Annotated in this window: 14 protein-coding genes; 12 read left to right on the top strand and 2 right to left on the bottom strand. The window is 62.1% G+C overall.

The window, feature by feature from the left end; all coding sequences use genetic code 11:
* Positions 1 to 8 precede the first annotated feature (8 nt).
* A complete protein-coding gene (locus ACXJ7R_RS08860; protein WP_457151509.1) occupies positions 9 to 1811 on the bottom strand; it encodes an NAD(P)-binding domain-containing protein in 1803 nt (600 codons plus the stop codon).
* Positions 1812 to 2252: 441 nt separating this feature from the next.
* Here ACXJ7R_RS08860 and ACXJ7R_RS08855 point away from each other — a divergent pair, with 441 nt between their 5' ends.
* From ACXJ7R_RS08855 to ACXJ7R_RS08815, 9 genes are all read left to right on the top strand, one after another.
* Positions 2253 to 4049, top strand: a complete 1797-nt coding sequence (locus ACXJ7R_RS08855) for an acetolactate synthase 3 large subunit (protein WP_457151508.1) — start codon at positions 2253 to 2255, stop codon at positions 4047 to 4049.
* 84 nt (positions 4050 to 4133) lie between these two features.
* The gene (gene ilvN, locus ACXJ7R_RS08850; protein ID WP_457151507.1) at positions 4134 to 4709 is read left to right on the top strand and encodes an acetolactate synthase small subunit; all 576 of its coding nucleotides are present in this window, start codon (positions 4134 to 4136) and stop codon (positions 4707 to 4709) included.
* A gap of 120 nt (positions 4710 to 4829) precedes the next feature.
* The gene (locus ACXJ7R_RS08845; RefSeq protein ID WP_457151506.1) at positions 4830 to 5426 is read left to right on the top strand and encodes a LysE family translocator; all 597 of its coding nucleotides are present in this window, start codon (positions 4830 to 4832) and stop codon (positions 5424 to 5426) included.
* A gap of 241 nt (positions 5427 to 5667) precedes the next feature.
* Positions 5668 to 6939: an efflux RND transporter periplasmic adaptor subunit gene (locus tag ACXJ7R_RS08840; RefSeq protein WP_457151505.1), complete on the top strand. Its 1272-nt coding sequence runs from the start codon at positions 5668 to 5670 to the stop codon at positions 6937 to 6939.
* Positions 6936 to 10097 carry an efflux RND transporter permease subunit gene (locus tag ACXJ7R_RS08835; RefSeq protein WP_457151504.1) on the top strand — a complete coding sequence of 1054 codons (3162 nt, stop codon included), beginning with the start codon at positions 6936 to 6938 and terminating at the stop codon, positions 10095 to 10097. The genes ACXJ7R_RS08840 and ACXJ7R_RS08835 overlap by 4 nt, the downstream gene beginning before the upstream one ends.
* 73 nt (positions 10098 to 10170) lie before the next feature.
* The gene (nthA, locus tag ACXJ7R_RS08830) at positions 10171 to 10782 is read left to right on the top strand and encodes a nitrile hydratase subunit alpha (RefSeq protein ID WP_457151503.1); all 612 of its coding nucleotides are present in this window, start codon (positions 10171 to 10173) and stop codon (positions 10780 to 10782) included.
* The gene (gene nthB / locus ACXJ7R_RS08825) at positions 10779 to 11438 is read left to right on the top strand and encodes a nitrile hydratase subunit beta (RefSeq protein ID WP_457151502.1); all 660 of its coding nucleotides are present in this window, start codon (positions 10779 to 10781) and stop codon (positions 11436 to 11438) included. Before nthA ends, nthB begins: the two co-directional genes overlap by 4 nt.
* Positions 11425 to 11814 carry a nitrile hydratase accessory protein gene (locus ACXJ7R_RS08820; RefSeq protein ID WP_457151501.1) on the top strand — a complete coding sequence of 130 codons (390 nt, stop codon included), beginning with the start codon at positions 11425 to 11427 and terminating at the stop codon, positions 11812 to 11814. Before nthB ends, ACXJ7R_RS08820 begins: the two co-directional genes overlap by 14 nt.
* Positions 11815 to 11957: 143 nt before the next feature.
* Positions 11958 to 13085, top strand: coding sequence for an ATP-dependent DNA helicase (locus ACXJ7R_RS08815; RefSeq protein WP_457151500.1), 1128 nt, complete (start codon positions 11958 to 11960; stop codon positions 13083 to 13085).
* 36 nt (positions 13086 to 13121) lie between these two features.
* On the opposite strand, the gene ACXJ7R_RS08810 is transcribed toward ACXJ7R_RS08815, so the two are convergent.
* Positions 13122 to 13538, bottom strand: a complete 417-nt coding sequence (locus ACXJ7R_RS08810) for an STAS/SEC14 domain-containing protein (RefSeq protein WP_457151499.1) — start codon at positions 13536 to 13538, stop codon at positions 13122 to 13124.
* Positions 13539 to 13651: 113 nt separating this feature from the next.
* Here ACXJ7R_RS08810 and ACXJ7R_RS08805 point away from each other — a divergent pair, with 113 nt between their 5' ends.
* The 3 genes from ACXJ7R_RS08805 to ACXJ7R_RS08795 form a co-directional block, all read left to right on the top strand.
* Positions 13652 to 14392 carry a pyridoxine 5'-phosphate synthase gene (locus tag ACXJ7R_RS08805; protein ID WP_457151498.1) on the top strand — a complete coding sequence of 247 codons (741 nt, stop codon included), beginning with the start codon at positions 13652 to 13654 and terminating at the stop codon, positions 14390 to 14392.
* Positions 14393 to 14489: 97 nt separating this feature from the next.
* Positions 14490 to 16403: a potassium transporter Kup gene (locus ACXJ7R_RS08800; RefSeq protein ID WP_457151497.1), complete on the top strand. Its 1914-nt coding sequence runs from the start codon at positions 14490 to 14492 to the stop codon at positions 16401 to 16403.
* Between the two features lie 183 nt (positions 16404 to 16586).
* On the top strand, positions 16587 to 18208 hold a 1622-nt coding region (locus ACXJ7R_RS08795; protein ID WP_457151496.1), incomplete at its 3' end, for a potassium transporter Kup.

The following is an 18208-nucleotide window of genomic DNA, read 5'->3' as shown; positions in this document are numbered from 1 at the left end:
ACGAGGCGCTATCCCTTGTGATGGACCTGCTGCAGCCCGTAGACCGGCGTCGGCAGGCCTATCTGCCTGGCCTTCAACTGCAGCGACAGGAACTGCGAATAGTGGCGTGACTGGTGCAGATTGCCGCCATGGAACCACAGTGCTTCCTGCTGCGTCGGCTTCCACATGTTGCGCAATTCGCCCTCCCATGGACCGGGATCCTTGGTGGTGTTCGAACCGAGACCCCAGCATTTGCCGACCTTATCGGCGACGTCCCTGGAGATGAGGTCGGCCGCCCAGCCATTCATCGAGCCATAGCCGGTGGCATAGACGATGACATCGGCGGGCAACTCGGTGCCGTCACTGAGCAGCACCGAGTGCTCCTTGATCTCGGCAACGTTGACACCGCTTTTCAGCTTGATCGAGCCATCGATGATCAGGTCGGAAGCGCCGACATCGATGTAGTAGCCCGAACCGCGTCGCAGATACTTCATGAACAGGCCCGAATCGTCATCGCCCCAATCGAGCATGAAGCCGGCCTTCTCCAGACCCGTGTAGAATTTTGCATCGCGCTTCTTCATCTCGGCGTAAGCCGGAATCTGGAATTCGTGCAGGATCTTGTAGGGCAGGGAGGCAAAGACGAGGTCGGCCTTGGCCGTGTTCATGCCGCTCTGCACCGCCTGTTCCGAATAGAGGGACCCCAGCCCGATTTCCATCAACGTGTCGGACTTGACGATATGCGTGGTCGAGCGTTGCACCATGGTGACATCGGCGCCAGCTTCCCAAAGTGCCGCGGCTATGTCGTGGGCGGAATTGTTCGAGCCGACGACAACAGCTTTCTTGCCGGCATAGGCATCGGGACCAGGATGCTTCGAGGAGTGATGCTGATCGCCCTTGAAGTTTTCCATGCCTTTGAATTTCGGCATATTGGCCTTGCCGGATTGTCCCGTAGCCAGCACCAGTTGCTTCGGCCTTAGGGTGATGTCCTTGCCGTCGCGGTGGACGACGACCGTCCATTCCTTCTTCTTGTCGTCATAGGACGCGCTCTTGGCCTCGGTCGAGGACCAGTAATTCAGTTCCATCACCTTGGTGTACATTTCCAGCCAGTCGCCGATCTTGTCCTTGGGCGAAAAGACCGGCCAGTTCTTCGGGAAATCGATATAGGGCAGATGGTCGTACCAGACCGGGTCATGCAGGCAGAGCGACTTGTAGCGCTTGCGCCAGCTGTCGCCGGCCCGTTCGTTCTTCTCGATGATGATCGTGGGAACGCCGAGCTGCCGCAGGCGCGCGCCGAGCGCGATGCCGCCCTGGCCGCCGCCGATGATCACCGTGTAGGGCTGAGTCTTGAAGCCGAGCTCAGAGGCTTCCTTTTCGCGTTCTTCCTTCCATGTCTGACGGTTCTTGCCCGAGCCGTGTTTGGCACCCATCGGCCGCGCGAAACCCGCCGGCTCCTCGTGGCCTTTCAATTCAACCATGGTGGTCAGCAGCGTCCAGATCTTGCCGTCCTTCAGCCTGACATGGCCGAAGCCGCGCGCCACCTCTGTCTCGAAGCTGATCCAGCCGTCGATCAGCCCGCCGCTCTCGGTCGCGTCCTCGCCCTTGGCGATGGCGAAGTGGGATGGCTTGGTCTTCGACAACTGGCTTTTCAGCATGTGGCGGACCTGGTCGCGACCCTCCATGGTCTTGATGTTCCAGGTGAAGGTGACGAGGTCGCGCCAGTAACAGTCCTCCTGAAAGCAATCGACCGCTTTCTCGATGTCGTTGGCGGCCAGGGCGGCGCCGAATTGGTCGAGCAGGTCGGACAGTTTCTTGTTAGGGGCCTTGTCGAGCATCAGCTTTCCTCCTTGGATTGTGATCGCTTCTCGATCGAGCGATTTGGCCGGACCGAGTTGTCCACGATGAGCTGAGTATTTCTTCAAAAGCTCCGCAGCGTCACGCCCTCCAATAGTTTGGCGTGTTTTCAATGCCTTATCGGAAACCTATGGGATTTTTCCGGTCATGGCTTGCCGGTGCCAAGGAGGAGAGCCGGCCCCTTTGCTGCGGGTTCATGTCACTCAGATTCGCCGTTGACAGCGGCGTGAAACCAATTCTATTGTCCGCCACCATGAAAACGRCACTCATTCTCGTAGGAAAGCGCGTGGGCAAGGCGGTGTAACCGCCGGGCGAAAACCTCCCATGCGCACACACAGGCTCCCTCGGGGGCCTTTTTTATTGCCTGAAACACGACTAAACGACCAGCAATCGCCAGATGGCGGCAGTACGGGACCAGACCGATGAGCAACGGACAGAGTGAGCGGCGCGAAATGCCAAGAACCGAAATGACGGGYGCCGAAATGGTGGTGCAGGCGCTGAAGGACAATGGCGTCAAGCATGTCTTCGGCTATCCGGGCGGCGCGGTACTCCCGATCTACGACGAGATTTTCCAACAGGACGAGGTCGAGCACATCCTGGTGCGCCACGAGCAGGGCGCCGGCCATGCGGCCGAAGGCTATGCACGCTCGACCGGCAAGGCGGGCGTCATGCTGGTGACGTCGGGACCCGGCGCCACCAATGCGGTGACGCCGCTGCAGGATGCGTTGATGGATTCGATCCCGCTGGTCTGCCTGACCGGGCAGGTGCCGACTTCGCTGATCGGCTCCGACGCTTTTCAGGAATGCGACACGGTCGGCATCACGCGCCCCTGCACCAAGCACAACTGGCTGGTGAAGGACGTCAACGAACTCGCCGCAACCATCCACGAGGCCTTCCATGTGGCCACCACCGGCCGTCCCGGTCCGGTCGTGGTCGACATTCCGAAGGACGTGCAGTTCGCCAGGGGCTTTTACGTCTCGCCGCAGATCGCGCCGCGCACCAGCTATCAGCCCAAGGTCCAGGGCGACCTGGACAAGATCAAGGCGGCGGTCGAATTGATGGCCAGCGCCAAGAAGCCGATCATCTATAGCGGCGGCGGCGTCATCAATTCGGGTGCGGAAGCAAGCCATCTGCTGCGCGAACTGGTCGATCTCACCGGCTTCCCGATCACATCGACGCTGATGGGGCTCGGCGCCTATCCGGCATCGGGCAAGAACTGGATGGGCATGCTGGGCATGCACGGCACTTATGAAGCCAACATGGCCATGCATGATTGCGATGTGATGATCTGCATCGGTGCGCGCTTCGACGACCGCATCACCGGGCGGCTGACCGCGTTCTCGCCGAACTCGAAGAAGATCCACATCGACATCGATCCGTCGTCGATCAACAAGAACGTCCACACCGAAGTGCCGATCATCGGCGATGTCGGCCGGGTGCTGGAGGATATGGTGCGGCTGTGGCGGGCGACCGCCAAGGCCGACAAGAAGGCGCTCTACCCCTGGTGGGAGCAGATCGCCAAATGGCGTGCGCGCGATTCACTCGCCTACAAGATGAACAACGACGTGATCATGCCGCAATACGCCATCCAGCGGCTCTACGAACTGACCAAGGGCATGGACACCTACATCACCACCGAGGTCGGCCAGCACCAGATGTGGGCGGCGCAGCACTATCATTTCGAGAAGCCGAACCGCTGGATGACGTCAGGCGGGCTGGGCACGATGGGTTATGGCCTGCCGGCGGCATTGGGCGTGCAGATCGCGCATCCCGATGCGCTGGTCATCGACATCGCCGGCGACGCCTCGGTGCAGATGACGATGCAAGAGATGAGCGCCGCCGTGCAGCACGACGCGCCGATCAAGATCTTCATCCTCAACAACCAGTATATGGGCATGGTGCGGCAGTGGCAGCAGCTGCTGCACGGCAACCGGCTGTCGCATTCCTACACCGAGGCGATGCCGGACTTCGTCAAGCTGGCCGAGGCCTATGGCGGCCACGGCATCCGTTGCGAGAAGCCGGACGAGCTGGACGATGCGATCAAGGAGATGATCGCGGTGAAGAAGCCGGTGCTGTTCGATTGCCGCGTGGCAACGCTTGCCAACTGCTTCCCGATGATCCCGTCGGGCAAGGCACACAACGAGATGCTGCTGCCCGACGAGGCGACCGACGAGGCGGTGGCCAACGCCATCGACGCCAAGGGCAGGGAACTGGTGTAGTCCGCTCAGCCGAGGCAGGGCTGTCGCGAGAAGCCGTGCGAAAACAGAGAATTAGCTCAATAGTTTGAAATCGAGATTGATGTCATGAACGCACAGCACCTTCAGCCCACGGGCTCCGCCTACTTCATCGCCAAGGAGACGGAAAGGCCGRAGAACCACACGCTTTCCGTGCTGGTCGACAATGAGCCGGGCGTGCTCGCCCGGGTCATTGGCCTGTTCTCCGGGCGCGGCTACAACATCGAGAGCCTGACCGTCTCCGAGACCGAGCATGAGAAGCACCTGTCGCKCATCACCATCGTGACGCGCGGCACGCCGCATGTGCTGGAGCAGATCAAGCATCAGCTCGAACGCATAGTGCCGGTCCACCGCGTGGTCGACCTGACCGTGCGTTCGCACGAGTTCGGCCAGGAGCGGCCGCTGGAGCGGGAACTGGCGCTGGTCAAGGTTGCCGGCACCGGCGAGGCCCGCGTCGAGGCGCTGCGGCTGGCGGACGCCTTCCGCGCCAGCGTCATCGACGCCAACACCGAGCATTTCATCTTCGAGATCACCGGCAAGGGCTCCAAGCTCGACCAGTTCATCGCCATCATGAAGCCGCTCGGCCTGGTCGAGATCTGCCGCACCGGCGTGGCGGCGATGAACCGCGGCCCGCAGGGGATGTAGGCACGGCCGGGCCTTCCAAATCTTTGACAAGCGTAGGTCTGGCTCGGTCATAGACCGGCAACTGGTCTTTGTGCAGTTGCCGAAAAGAGACAATAATGCTGACGTGTCTGGGAGGATATCATGTCGCTTGACGCATTCCTTGCCCTGCTCGTCTATGCCTTGGTGACGTCGATCACGCCGGGGCCGAACAATTTCATGCTTCTGGCATCGGGAGTGAATTTCGGCATCGTCAGGACGGTTCCGCACATGCTGGGCATCAGCATCGGTTTCCTGGTGCTGCTGGTGGCGGTTGGGCTTGGCCTGGGTGCGGTGCTGACCGCGTTTCCGATCCTGCATACGGCACTCAAGGTCGCGGGCGGCGCCTACCTGCTCTATCTTGCCTGGAAGATCGCCATGTCGCGTTCGCTTGCCGGCAAGGGTGAGGCGAAGGGGCAGCCCATGCGCTTCATCGACGCGGCGGCGTTTCAGTGGGTCAACCCCAAGGCATGGGTTATGGCGATCACCGCCATGGCCGTCTACACCAATCCGGAGCATCCGTTCCTGTCGGTAGTGTTGATCTCGGTGGCCTTCACCGTCGTCAACTTGCCGAGCGTCTCGGTGTGGGCGGGTTTCGGCACCGCGCTGCGCGGTTTCCTGTCGGACCCGGTGCGGCTGAAATGGTTCAACATCGCCATGGGCGTGCTTCTGGCGGCGACGTTGTGGCCGATGCTGCGCTAGGTGTGTCGACATTMAGCTGATGCGGGCAGGTGATGCCGGCCTGACCTGAAACCCGGCCCACCTTGGTCGGCTGCACATCCATTGTGCAGTGCACATTAAATCTTCGTAATGCCGTGTTTTGGCCCTTTTCCGACAAAGGCGTGTCCTATCTATTCGGCGAAATCGCGGCAACGGGCCGTGATTTGCGCTAGAATGCGAACCATCGGCCCATCGCGTGTCGGATGGAGAGGGCCTTTTGACCATGCGTGGAAAAGTCGTTCTTTCGTTGCTTGCCGTCGCTTGCCTCGGCGCGGCGGGCTGGCTCTATCTTTCGCCGAACGCGCTAGGCAGGGTTGAACAGATCATCGGCGCAAAGCAGGTGGCTGCGGCGGACCAACCGGCCGCGGCTTCGGACAAGAAGGGCGCCACCGCGGCGCGCTCCGCCTCCATCCTCTCGGCCGTCGCTTCGACGGCCGATTTCCCGATCCGGCGCTATGCGATCGGTTTCGTCTCGTCTCCGGCCGTCGTCAGCATCAATGCACGGGTGTCCAGCCAGATCGTATCGATCGACGTCAAGGACGGGCAGATGGTGAAGACCGGCGACGTTCTGTTTTCACTGGATGATCGCGCGCTGAGGGCGCAACTGGCCAAGGACCAGGCGGCGCTCGCCAAGGACCAGGCGATGCTCGCCAGCTCGAATTCGGATCTCCAGCGCGCCAAGGACCTGGTCGCCAAGCAGGCCGGGACGCAACAGACCTACGACCAGGCGGTTGCGGCGCAAAAGGCGGCGACAGCGACCGTGGATGCCGACAAGGCGACAATCGACGCCGACAACGTCCAGCTTGGCTTTGCCACGATCACCGCGCCGATTTCCGGCCGGCTTGGCGCCGTCAATGTCGCGGTCGGCGACCTGGTCACCACCAGCAATGGCAACAACAGCAGCACGGCAACCCCGCTGGTGACCATCACCCAGATGGACCCGCTGCAGGTCAACTTCAATCTGCCGGAAAGTAACCTGGCGCTTCTTCATAAGGCGCTTGCCGCGCCGCAGCAGGGTGCCGTGACGCTGACCAAGGACGGCGATCCGACGCCGATCGGCAAGGGTACGCTCGATTTCGTCGACTCCAGTGTCGACACCGCTTCCGGAACGATCGCGACGCGGGCGAGCGTGCCGAATGCCGATCTCTCCTTGTGGCCGGGCCAATATGTCAATGTCGTGCTCGATGCCGGCATCATGCCTAAGATGACATCGGTTCCCACGGTTGCGGTGCAGCCCAGCCAGAAGGGGCCGTTCGTCTACGTGGTCAAGCCGGATAACACGGTCGAGATGCGGCCGGTGGAGGTGGCACTGACCGAAGGTGAAAACAGCGCCATCAGCCAGGGGCTGAAAAGCGGTGAGAAGGTTGTCACCGAAGGCCAGACAAGGCTGAAGGACGGCGCCGCCGTGCATGAAGGCAAGGCCGCGACCGGTGGCGGCGGCCAAGCCGCTCCCAAGGTCGCGCAAGCCGGCAAGGCCGGCGAGGCGGCCCAATGATCTCCGAATTCTGCATTCGCAGGCCAGTCGCCACCCTCCTGATGTCGTTCGCCCTCGTGCTGGGCGGACTGTTCGCCTACAAGTTCCTGCCGGTGGCGGCGCTGCCCAGCGCCGAATTCCCGGTGGTCAACGTCTCGGCGCAGTTGCCCGGCGCCTCGCCGGAAACCATGGCCACGTCGGTGGCGACGCCACTCATCAAGCAATTCGCCACCATCGCCGGCATCGATTCCATTTCGACAACCAACTCGCTCGGTTCGACCTCGATCGCCATCCAGTTCGTGCTCAACCGCGACATCGATGCGGCCGCGGCCGACGTGCAGGCGGCGATCGCGCGCACGCAGAAATCATTGCCGCCGCAGATGACGGCGCCGCCGAGCTATCGCAAGGTCAATCCGGCCGATGCGCCGATCCTGCTGATGTCGCTGGTCAGCGACACGGTTCCGCTGACAGATCTCGATGCTTTCGCGGAAAACGTCATCTCGCCGTCGCTCTCGACGATCGACGGCGTCGCGCAGGTCTCGATCTTCGGCCAGCAGAAATATGCGGTGCGCATCCAGATCGATCCGACCGCGCTTGCCGCGCGCGGCATCTCGATCGACCAGCTGCAGGCAGCGATCGCGTCTGCAAACAGCAACACGCCGCTCGGCGTGCTGCAGAACGACAAGCAGCAGCTCACCATCACGGCCAACACGCAACTGACCAACGCTGCCGGCTTCTCCAACCTCATCATCGCCACCAAGAACGGTCACCCGGTACGGCTGGGCGAGGTGACCCGCGTCGTCGATTCGGTGCAGACGACCACCACCGCAAGTTGGTACGATGGTACCCGCGCGATCATCATGGCCGTGCAGCGCCAGCCCGACGCCAACACGGTCGACGTCGTCGACAAGGTCAAGGCGATGTTGCCGTCCTTCCAGGACCAGATGCCGGCCGCCGCCTCGATCAAGCTGCTCAACGACCGTTCGACCTCGATCCGCCAGGCTGTCGATGACGTGCAGTTCACGCTGCTGTTGACCATCGCGCTGGTGGTCATGGTGATCTTCGTGTTCCTGCGCCGGGTAACGGCGACCATCATCCCGGCCGTGGCGGTGCCGATCTCGCTGATCGCCACGCTTGGCGCGATGTTCCTGTTCGGCTTTTCCATCGACAACATATCGCTGATGGGCTTGACGCTTGCGGTCGGCCTTGTCGTCGACGATGCCATCGTGATGCTGGAAAACATCTTCCGCCATATGGAGGAGGATGGGTTGTCGGCATTCGATGCGTCGCTGAAGGGCGCGCGCGAAATCGGCTTCACCATCATCTCGATCTCGATATCGCTGGTCGCCGTGTTCATCCCCGTGCTTCTCATGGGCGGCGTGATCGGGCGCATCTTCAACGAGTTCGCCGTCGTGGTGACGGTCGCCATCCTGGCCTCGATGTTCGTGTCGCTGACGCTGACGCCGATGCTGTGCTCGCGGCTGCTGTCGGTTACGAAGGCCGATCGCGACAAGCATGGCCCCGGTCACAAGCAGGATTTCATCACACGCGGCTACGACCGGATCTTGAGCTTCTGCCTGCGGCACACCTTCCTGGTGTTCCTCGTCTTCATCGGAACCGCGGCAGCGTCGGTATGGCTGATCCAGGTCTCGCCGAAGGGCTTCTTCCCGCAAGAGGATATCGGCCAGATATCGGTGACGACCATCGCGCGCCAGGACATCTCGTTTGACGCCATGGCAAAGCTGCAGGGGCAGGTGGCCAACGTCTTCTCGCATTCGCCTTATGTCGACCATGTGGCGTGGTCGGCGGGCAGCGGCAACAATGCGCTCAACCAGGGGCAGCTGTTCGTCCAGCTCAAGGGGAAGGACCAGCGTCCCGATATCGAGAAGGTCCTTTCGGATCTAAGGCGACAACTGGCCGGCGTGGCGGGTATCGAGACCTACATGCAACCGGTTCAGAACCTGAGGCTGGGTTCGCGGTCGTCGGCCAGCGCCTATCAGCTCGTGGTTCAGGGCCTGGATACCGGCCAGACCGATATCTGGGCGCAGAAGATGAACGACGCGATGGCGGCCGACCATGCGACCTTCGCCGACGTCACCAGCGACCTGCAGAACAATGCCCTGCAGGCGACGCTGGTGGTGGATCGCGACAAAGCCGCCCAACTCGGTATCGATACCGACACCCTGCGTTCCGCTCTCTATGGCGGATTCGGCACCGACCAGGTTTCGACAATCTTCGGTTCGGCCGACAGCTACGAAGTCATCACCGAGCTCGATCCCAAGATCGAATGGTCGCCCGAGCGGATGCTGGCCATCCAGATGAGGACGGCGAGTGGCAGTCTGGTGCCGCTTGGCGCCTTTGCCCGGGTCGATCGCACGGCCGGCGCCTTGACGGTCAACCAGCTTGGCCAGCTGCCCGCGGTGACCATCTCCTACAATCTGCCGCAAGGCGTGGCTCTCGGCGACAGCGTGACCCGCATCAACGCGCTCAAGGAGCAGATCGGCATGCCGACGGCGATCTCGACGACCTTTGCCGGCACGGCCAAGACCTTCCAGGATTCGCTGGCCAACCAGGGCCTGCTGATCGGCGGCGCCATCCTGACCATCTACATCGTGCTTGGCATCCTCTACGAAAGCTTCATTCACCCGCTCACCATTCTCACCGGCCTGCCATCGGCGGTGCTTGGCGCCGTCGTTGCGCTACGCTTTGCTGGCATGGATCTGTCGGTGATCGCGGTGATCGGCATTCTGATGCTGATCGGCATCGTCAAGAAGAACGGCATCATGATGGTCGACGTGGCGCYGGAATTGCGACGAGACGGCTTGTCGGCCACCGAGTCCATCCACAAGGCCTGCCTCATGCGTTTCAGGCCGATCATGATGACGACGCTGGCCGCACTGATGGGCACGTTTCCGATCGCGCTCGGCACCGGCGCCAGCGCCGAGCTGCGCCAGCCGCTGGGTGTTGCCGTTGTTGGCGGCCTGCTTGCTTCGCAGGCGCTGACCTTGTTCGTGACGCCGGTGATCTATGTCTACATGGAGAATTTCTCGGGCTGGCTGGTCGGGCTGATGCCGAAGCGCAAGGCTGAAGAGATCCCGAAGGAACCTGTGAGGCAGCCCTCTCTGTTCGATGTCAACGAGGAGCAGCAGCTCGAACCGCAGAAGACGGCCGCCGAATAGAATCCAAGGTCGCCAGGATCTGGCCCAAGGCGTTGCGCTTGTGGTGGCATCACCAGAAACGTAATTTGCCGGCATGTCACACGACCACGATCACGACCACGACAACGAGCTCGATCCCTTTGCCGCGCGGGTACGTGCGCTGGAGACGATCCTCACTCGCAAGGGGCTGATCGATCCGGCCGCGATCGATGTCATCGTCGACACCTACGAGACCAGGATCGGCCCGCGCAATGGCGCCAGGGTGGTGGCGAAGGCCTGGAGCGATCCTGCCTATGCCGACTGGCTGAGGCGCGATGCGACGGCAGCGATCGAATCGCTCAGCTACACCGGCCGCCAAGGCGAGCATATGCAGGCGGTCTTCAACACCGAGGAGACGCACAACCTCGTCGTCTGCACGCTGTGCTCCTGTTATCCGTGGTCGGTACTCGGCCTGCCGCCGGTCTGGTATAAGGCGCCGCCCTACCGCTCGCGCGCGGTCATCGATCCGCGCGGCGTGCTGGAGGAGTTCGGGCTGACGCTGCCGGCCGACAAAAAGATCCGCGTCTGGGATTCCACCGCCGAGCTGCGCTATCTCGTCGTGCCGATGCGTCCCGACGGCACCGAGGGCTGGAGCGAGGAGCGGCTGGCCGATCTGGTGAGCCGCGACGCGATGATCGGCACCGCTTTAGCGAGCCAGCCGGCATGAACGGGCCGCAGGACCTCGGCGGACAGATGGGCTTCGGTCCGGTCGCGCCGGAAATTGACGAGCCGTATTTCCATGCCGCCTGGGAAAGGCGGGCGCTGGGCGTGACCTTATGCGCAGGCGCGATGGGCGCGTGGAACATCGACGAGAGCCGGCATGCGCGGGAATCGCTGCATCCCGCCGATTACTATGCCTCCAGCTACTACGAGATCTGGATCAAGGCGCTGGAAGTGCTGCTCAAGCGCCATGGTTTTGTCAGCGAGCGCGATCTCAAGGCAGGCACCGCAGTCGATCCGGCGGCGGCGCCGAAACGGGTGCTGAAGGCCGAAAACGTGCCCGCGGTGCTGGCCGACGGCGGTCCTTGCGACCGCCCGGTGGTGCAATCGGCACGGTTCAAGGCCGGCGATCCCGTACGGACCAAGAACTTCAACCCGACCGGCCACACGCGGCTGCCGCGCTATGCACGCGGCAAGCATGGAACGATCGAGGCGGTGCGCGACGGCTTTGTGTTTCCAGACAGCAACGCGCATGGCGAGGGCGAAAACCCGCAATGGGTCTACACGGTGGTTTTCGAAGGGTCGGAAATCTGGGGCGAGGGCGCCGACCCGACGCTGAGCGTGTTGATCGATGCCTGGGAGAGTTATCTTGAGCCGGCGTGAGGCAAACGGACCCGCCGCCGATTTGCTGCTTGGCGTCGATGCCCCGGTCTTTGCCGAGCCATGGCAGGCCGAAGCATTCGCCATGACGGTTGCGCTGCATGACGAGGGCCAGTTTTCGTGGGGCGAATGGGCGCAGGCACTGTCGGCGCAGGTGAAGAAGCCAGGTGCCGCGGTTGACGGCAATGACTATTACGAACATTGGCTGGCGGCGCTGGAAAGCTTGCTTGTTTCGAAAGGGCTGACCGCCAAGGCGGATGTCGATGCCATGGCTGAAGCCTGGGAGCGCGCCGCGCACGCCACTCCGCATGGCAAGCCGATCCTGCTGGAGAACGACCCCAGGCCGACCAGACAGGTCGTGGCGGCAGCCCGACCATAACCGCGGCGTTGCCACGTCTGTTCTCTTTACGTTCTTGTTTGCGCCTGATAGCCTGACCCGTCCGTGGCGCTGAAGCGCCCCGACACGTCGATGGTGGTGGCGGCTATCTTGTCTTTCCCTTGCGAATCCGGTCTCTCGCGCTGATGGAATTCTCTCCCCAACAGGACGAGGCGCTGCAAGCGGTTGCCCGCTGGCTGAAGACCGGAAAGCCGCAGCTGTTCCGGCTGTTCGGCTATGCCGGCACCGGCAAGACGACGCTGGCGCGCTATTTCGCCGAGCATGTCGACGGCCAGGTCCAGTTCGCCGCCTTCACCGGCAAGGCCGCACAGGTGTTGCGCTCCAAGGGCGCGATCAACGCCCGCACCATCCATTCGCTGATCTATCGGCCGAAGGGCGAGGAATCGGTATCGGATGAGGTCACCGGCAAGACCTCGATGTCGCCGACCTTTTCGCTCAACCGGCAAAGCCCGATCTCGCGGGCGAAACTGGTCGTCATCGACGAATGTTCGATGGTCGACGAACAGCTTGGCCGCGACCTGATGAGTTTCGGCACGCCGATCCTGGTGCTCGGCGACCCTGGCCAGCTGCCGCCGATTTCGGGCGGCGGCTTCTTCACCGACCACGAGCCGGATTTCCTGCTCACCGAAATCCACCGGCAGGCGCGCGACAACCCGATCCTGCGGCTGGCGCTCGATGTGCGCGAGGGCCGCGAATTCATGCGCGGCGACTATGGCACGGCCCAGGTGATCGGCAAGGAAGACGTCACCCAGGAGCTGGTGCTGAAGGCCGACCAGGTGCTGGTCGGCACCAACCGCACGCGGCGACGCTACAATCAGCGGCTGCGCGAACTCAAAGGCTTCAATGCCGACTATCCGCAGGCCGGCGACAAGCTCGTCTGCCTGCGCAACGATCCGGCCAAGGGCCTGCTCAACGGTTCGCTGTGGAAGGTGATGACCTCGTCGCGCGAGACAGTGAAGCCCGGCATCAACCTTCTGGTGTCGCCGGAAGAGGACGATCCGGATCGCGGCGTCGCCAAGATCAAGCTGCTCAAGGCAGCCTTCGAGGATCCGGATGCCGACATCCCCTGGCAGCAGAAGAAGCGCTTCGACGATTTCGACTATGGTTACGCGCTGACCGTGCACAAGGCGCAGGGCTCGCAATGGAACGAGATCGTGCTGTTCGATGAAAGCTGGGCCTTCAAGGAAACCCGCCAGCGCTGGCTCTACACCGCGATCACGCGCGCGGCCGAGCGGCTGACGATCGTCAGGTAGCAGGCATTCGCCGAGACCCTGCGGGGCTGTCGTGTTTCAGCCGCGACCCTGTTGATCTTCGGTCGGCCGGGCTCCAAGCCATTGCCAGGCCGAGGCTTCGTCCTCGGTCTCGAAATGCTTGAATTCGATTGACGGCGCATCCCGCATGACATGTCGCGCGTCGGCGGTCCAGTCCGGCTCGCCGATCGTCGCGCAACGGCCGACATGTTGCATTGCATGGGCGGTGCCTTGCGTCAGGGTCTCTTCGGCAATATTGGCCCAGTCGACGCCATCGTGATCGACAAGGCGCACCAGCACGTCGATATGTGGGTGAAGGGCATAGGCTGCCTCCATCAACCCGAAAAGGTTTTCGCCATCGGCCCCCGAGACGTGGCCGACGACATCGATGGCGAGAAGATCGTCACGGCTGGTCTCGAGACGACGGATAGCCGGTACGGCATCGAGAAAATTCATGGCGCTTCCTTTCGCGGACTCACTTCATCACGCTTGGAACACTCGAAACCCCCTGTCTGTTCCCGCCAAAGGCATTATAGGTGGCGCGTCGAATGATCTCCGAGGCCGCTTCCATGCCCGCAAAACTCTCCGTCAATCTCAATGCCGTCGCCATGCTGCGCAACAGGCGTGACCTGCCGTGGCCGAGCGTGACGGGCCTCGGCCGCATCGCGCTCGCAGCCGGGGCGCATGGGCTGACGGTGCATCCGCGCCCCGACGAGCGGCACACGAGACACTCGGATCTGCCTGAGATACGGTCCCTGATCGACGACGAATTTCCGCGCGCGGAATTCAACATCGAGGGCTATCCGACCGAGGATTTCCTGGTGCTTGTGGAAAAGCATCAGCCCGAACAGGTGACGCTGGTGCCGGACGATCCGGCGCAGGCGACGTCGGACCATGGCTGGAACTTTGCCGCCGAGGCCGCGTTCCTTATTCCGATCGTCAGACGCCTGAAGAAGAGCGGCTTTCGTGTGTCGCTGTTTTCTGACCCGGACCCTGCGGGCGTGACGGCAGCGCGGGACACCGGCGCCGACCGCATAGAGCTTTATACAGGTCCGTATGGTAGTTATCATTCCGATCCCGCCGGAGCGGCCAAGGAATTGGAAAGACTGGGAAAAACCGCTGATGCCGCGCTTGCCGCCGGTCTTCAGGTCAATGCCGGGCACGATCTGGTGGTCAGGAACCTTCCGGCACTGGCAAAGCGCATTCCGGCATTAGCCGAAGTGTCGATCGGACATGGATTGACAGCCGACGCGTTGGAGTATGGCATGGCCGGCACGGTGGGGCGGTTCCTGAAGGCCTGCGGGTGGTAGGGTAGAGCCGCGCATTGAAAGTATGGCAGCCATCGCGTGCAATTGATATCGTATCGCAGCATGCATAGAGCGCCGCGCGCTTGTCGGAGAGTGGTCGATGGCCCTTGCCAGTAGCGGTAGCGAGGCTGGAACCGTCGAACAATCGAGCCATTCCGAGGTCGAAAAGCACAGCACCAAGGTTCTGATGCTAGGCGCACTCGGTGTCGTCTATGGCGATATCGGCACCAGCCCCATCTACGCCTTCCGAGAGGCGCTCCATGCTTCTCCCGGCACCGATACGCGCAGCGATGTGCTGGGCGTTCTGTCGCTGATCGTCTGGGCGCTGACGATCATCGTCACCATAAAGTATGTCGCCTTCGTGCTTCGTGCAGACAACAAGGGCGAGGGCGGTACGCTATCCCTGATGGCGCTTGCACGAAGCGCCTATCCGAAAGGCGCCCGACTAATTCTCGGGATCGGGCTTTGCGGTGCGGCGCTGTTCTTTGGCGACGCTATCATCACACCGGCCATCTCCGTGCTGTCGGCGGTCGAAGGCCTGGAGGTGGTGACCCCGACACTGGATGCCTATGTCGTGCCCATCACGTTGGTCATCCTGGCCCTTCTGTTTTCGGTGCAACGCTTCGGCACCGGAAAGGTCGCGGCGGTGTTCGGGCCGGTGACAGCGCTTTGGTTCCTGGCCATCGGCATTGCAGGGCTCTATCACCTGACGGACGATCCATCGGTCCTGATGGCGATCAATCCTTACTACGCCGTCTATTATCTCGCCGGTACTCCGACCGCCGCCTTTGTCACCGTCGGTGCCGTGTTCCTGGCCGTGACCGGGGCCGAGGCGCTCTATGTCGATCTCGGCCATTTCGGGCGCAAGCCGATCGTGATGGCCTGGTTTTCCGTGGTTTTCCCGTGTCTGCTGCTCAACTATTTCGGGCAAGGCGCCTTTGTCCTGGCCAATGGTGGCAGGCCGACCAATCCATTCTTTCAGATGCTGCCTGACTGGGCACTGATGCCGATGGTGGGCATGGCAACGGCCGCGACCGTTATCGCCAGCCAGGCGGTCATCTCAGGCGCTTTTTCACTGACCCGTCAGGCCGTGCAGCTCAACCTTCTGCCGCGCATCGAGGTGCAGCATACCTCTGAAATGCAGCTCGGGCAGATTTACATGCCCCGCGTCAACCTGCTCATCGCGATCGGGGTGATGCTGCTGGTGGTTGGTTTCGGCAGCTCGAGTGCGCTGGCCTCCGCTTACGGAATTTCGGTGACCGGCGAAATGCTGATGACGACCATTCTGCTGTTCGTGGTGATGCGCAAGCTGTGGAAATGGAAGCTGGCGCTTGCCTTGGCTCTGGCCCTGCTGTTCGGCATTATCGACAGCGGTTTCTTCTTGGCAAACGTCGTCAAGATATTCGAAGGCGGATGGGTATCAATTACTGTCGCCTGCATGATGGGGCTGATCATGTCGACATGGATTCGCGGCACCCGCTATCTGTTCGACAAGACCCGGCGCAACGAGATTCCGCTCGATTTCCTCGCCGGCAATCTGCTGAAGAAGAAGCCGCAGCTGGTGTCCGGCACCGCCGTGTTCCTGACCAGCGATCCCTTGAGCGCGCCAACGGCACTGATGCACAGTCTGAARCACTACAAGGTGCTGCATGAGCAGAACGTCATCCTTTCGGTGGTGACCGCGCCGCAGCCGGTGGTGCCCGACAGCGAGCGGGTSAAGATGGAGACGGTCAACGAGCTGTTCATGCGGGTGACGCTGACCTTCGGCTACATGGAGCAGCCCAACATCCCKCGCGCGCTGGCGATCTGCCGCAAGCAGGGYTGGAAGTTCGACATCATGACGACCTCGTTCTTCCTGTCGCGACGTTCGCTCAAGGCCTCGCCCAATTCCGGTATGCCGGTGTGGCAGGATCGGTTGTTCATCGGCCTGGCGCGCACGGCGGCCGACGCGACCGAATATTTCCAGATCCCGACCGGCCGTGTGGTAGAGATTGGTACGCAGGTAGCGATCTGACGGACGCATATGCTGCCGGTCCTGCTGGTGGGACCATGCCTGCAGATCGAGCCCGCGAATCTCGCGTGGACCGATGATCTTCCGAGCAGCCGAGCGTTGCCGGCATGGGAGCCATCACGCGACGGCACTTGATATTGCATCGCAGCAAGCGTAGATGACCGCGCACTTATTGGAGTGTCGTCCATGGCCCTTGCCAATGCTGGTAGTGAGGCAGAACCCGTCGAACAATCGAGCCATCCTGAAATCGAACAGCACAGCACCAAGGTGTTGATGCTGGGCGCGCTTGGCGTCGTCTATGGGGATATCGGCACCAGCCCGATCTATGCGTTCCGCGAGGCGCTGGTGGCATCGTCCCGCGGTAGCGTGGCGGATCGCGGCGATATTCTTGGCGTTCTGTCGCTGATCATCTGGTCGCTGACGATCATCGTCACCATCAAATACATTATGTTTGTGTTGCGCGCCGACAACCGCGGCGAGGGCGGCGTGCTGTCGCTGATGGCGCTGGCGCGCGGCAGTTTCCCCAAGCGTTCGGCGCTGATACTTGGCATCGGCATCGTCGGGGCATCGCTTTTCTTCGGTGACGCCGTCATCACGCCGGCAATCTCGGTGCTGTCGGCCGTCGAGGGCATGAATGTCGTCACGCCTGCCTTCCAGCCTTATGTGGTGCCGCTAACTCTGGTCATTCTTGCCATGGTGTTCGCCGTACAGCGCTTTGGCACGGGCGGGGTGGGATTGGTGTTCGGCCCAGTGACCGCAGTATGGTTCCTGGCCATTGGCCTTTCCGGTCTCAACCACATCATCGCCGATCCGGAAATCCTGTGGGCCGTGAGCCCACACTACATCGTTGCCTTTCTGATCAATTCGCCCGACGTCGCCTTCGTTACCATCGGCGCCATCTTCCTCGCCGTCACCGGCGCCGAAGCGCTCTATGCCGATCTGGGCCATTTCGGCCGCAAGCCGATCGTGCTCGCCTGGCTGGCGATCGTGTTTCCCTGCCTGCTGCTCAATTATGCCGGGCAAGGCGCCTTCGTGCTGGCAAAGAACGGCGTGGTCGGCCATCCGTTCTTCGAGATGAATGAGGGCTGGACGCTGATCCCGATGGTCGTGCTGGCGACTGCTGCGACCGTGATCGCCAGCCAGGCGGTGATTTCCGGCGCCTTCTCGCTGACCAGGCAGGCTGTGCAGCTCAACATGCTGCCGCGTCTGGAAATCCTGCACACATCTGAAAAACAGTCCGGCCAGATCTATATGCCGCGCGTCAATCTCCTGCTGGCGCTGGTGGTGATGATGCTGGTCGTCGGCTTCGGCGAGTCCAGCAAGCTGGCGTCGGCCTATGGTATTTCGGTGACTGGCAACATGCTGGTGACAACGGTGCTGCTCTATGTCGTCATGACGCGTATCTGGAAATGGCAGCTGTGGCTGGCCGTCTCGCTGACGGCGCTGTTTGCCTTTATCGACATCGGCTTCTTTGCCTCCAACATCGTCAAGGTGTTCGAGGGCGGCTGGGCATCGCTGGCTGTGGCCTTCACCATCGTGCTGGGCATGTGGACCTGGGTGCGCGGCAGCCGCTATCTGTTCGACAAGACCCGGCGCAACGAGATCCCGCTCGATTTCCTCGCCGGCAATCTCTTGAAGAAGAAGCCGCAGCTGGTGTCCGGCACCGCCGTGTTCCTGACCAGCGATCCCTTGAGCGCGCCAACGGCGCTGATGCACAGCCTGAAACACTACAAGGTGCTGCATGAGCAGAACGTCATCCTTTCGGTGGTGACCGCGCCGCAGCCGGTGGTGCCCGACAGCGAGCGGGT

The organism is Mesorhizobium sp. P5_C1, assembly GCF_054049815.1.
The sequence above is the reverse complement of the archived record's forward strand: the minus strand, read 5'-3'. Positions and strand labels throughout refer to the sequence as shown.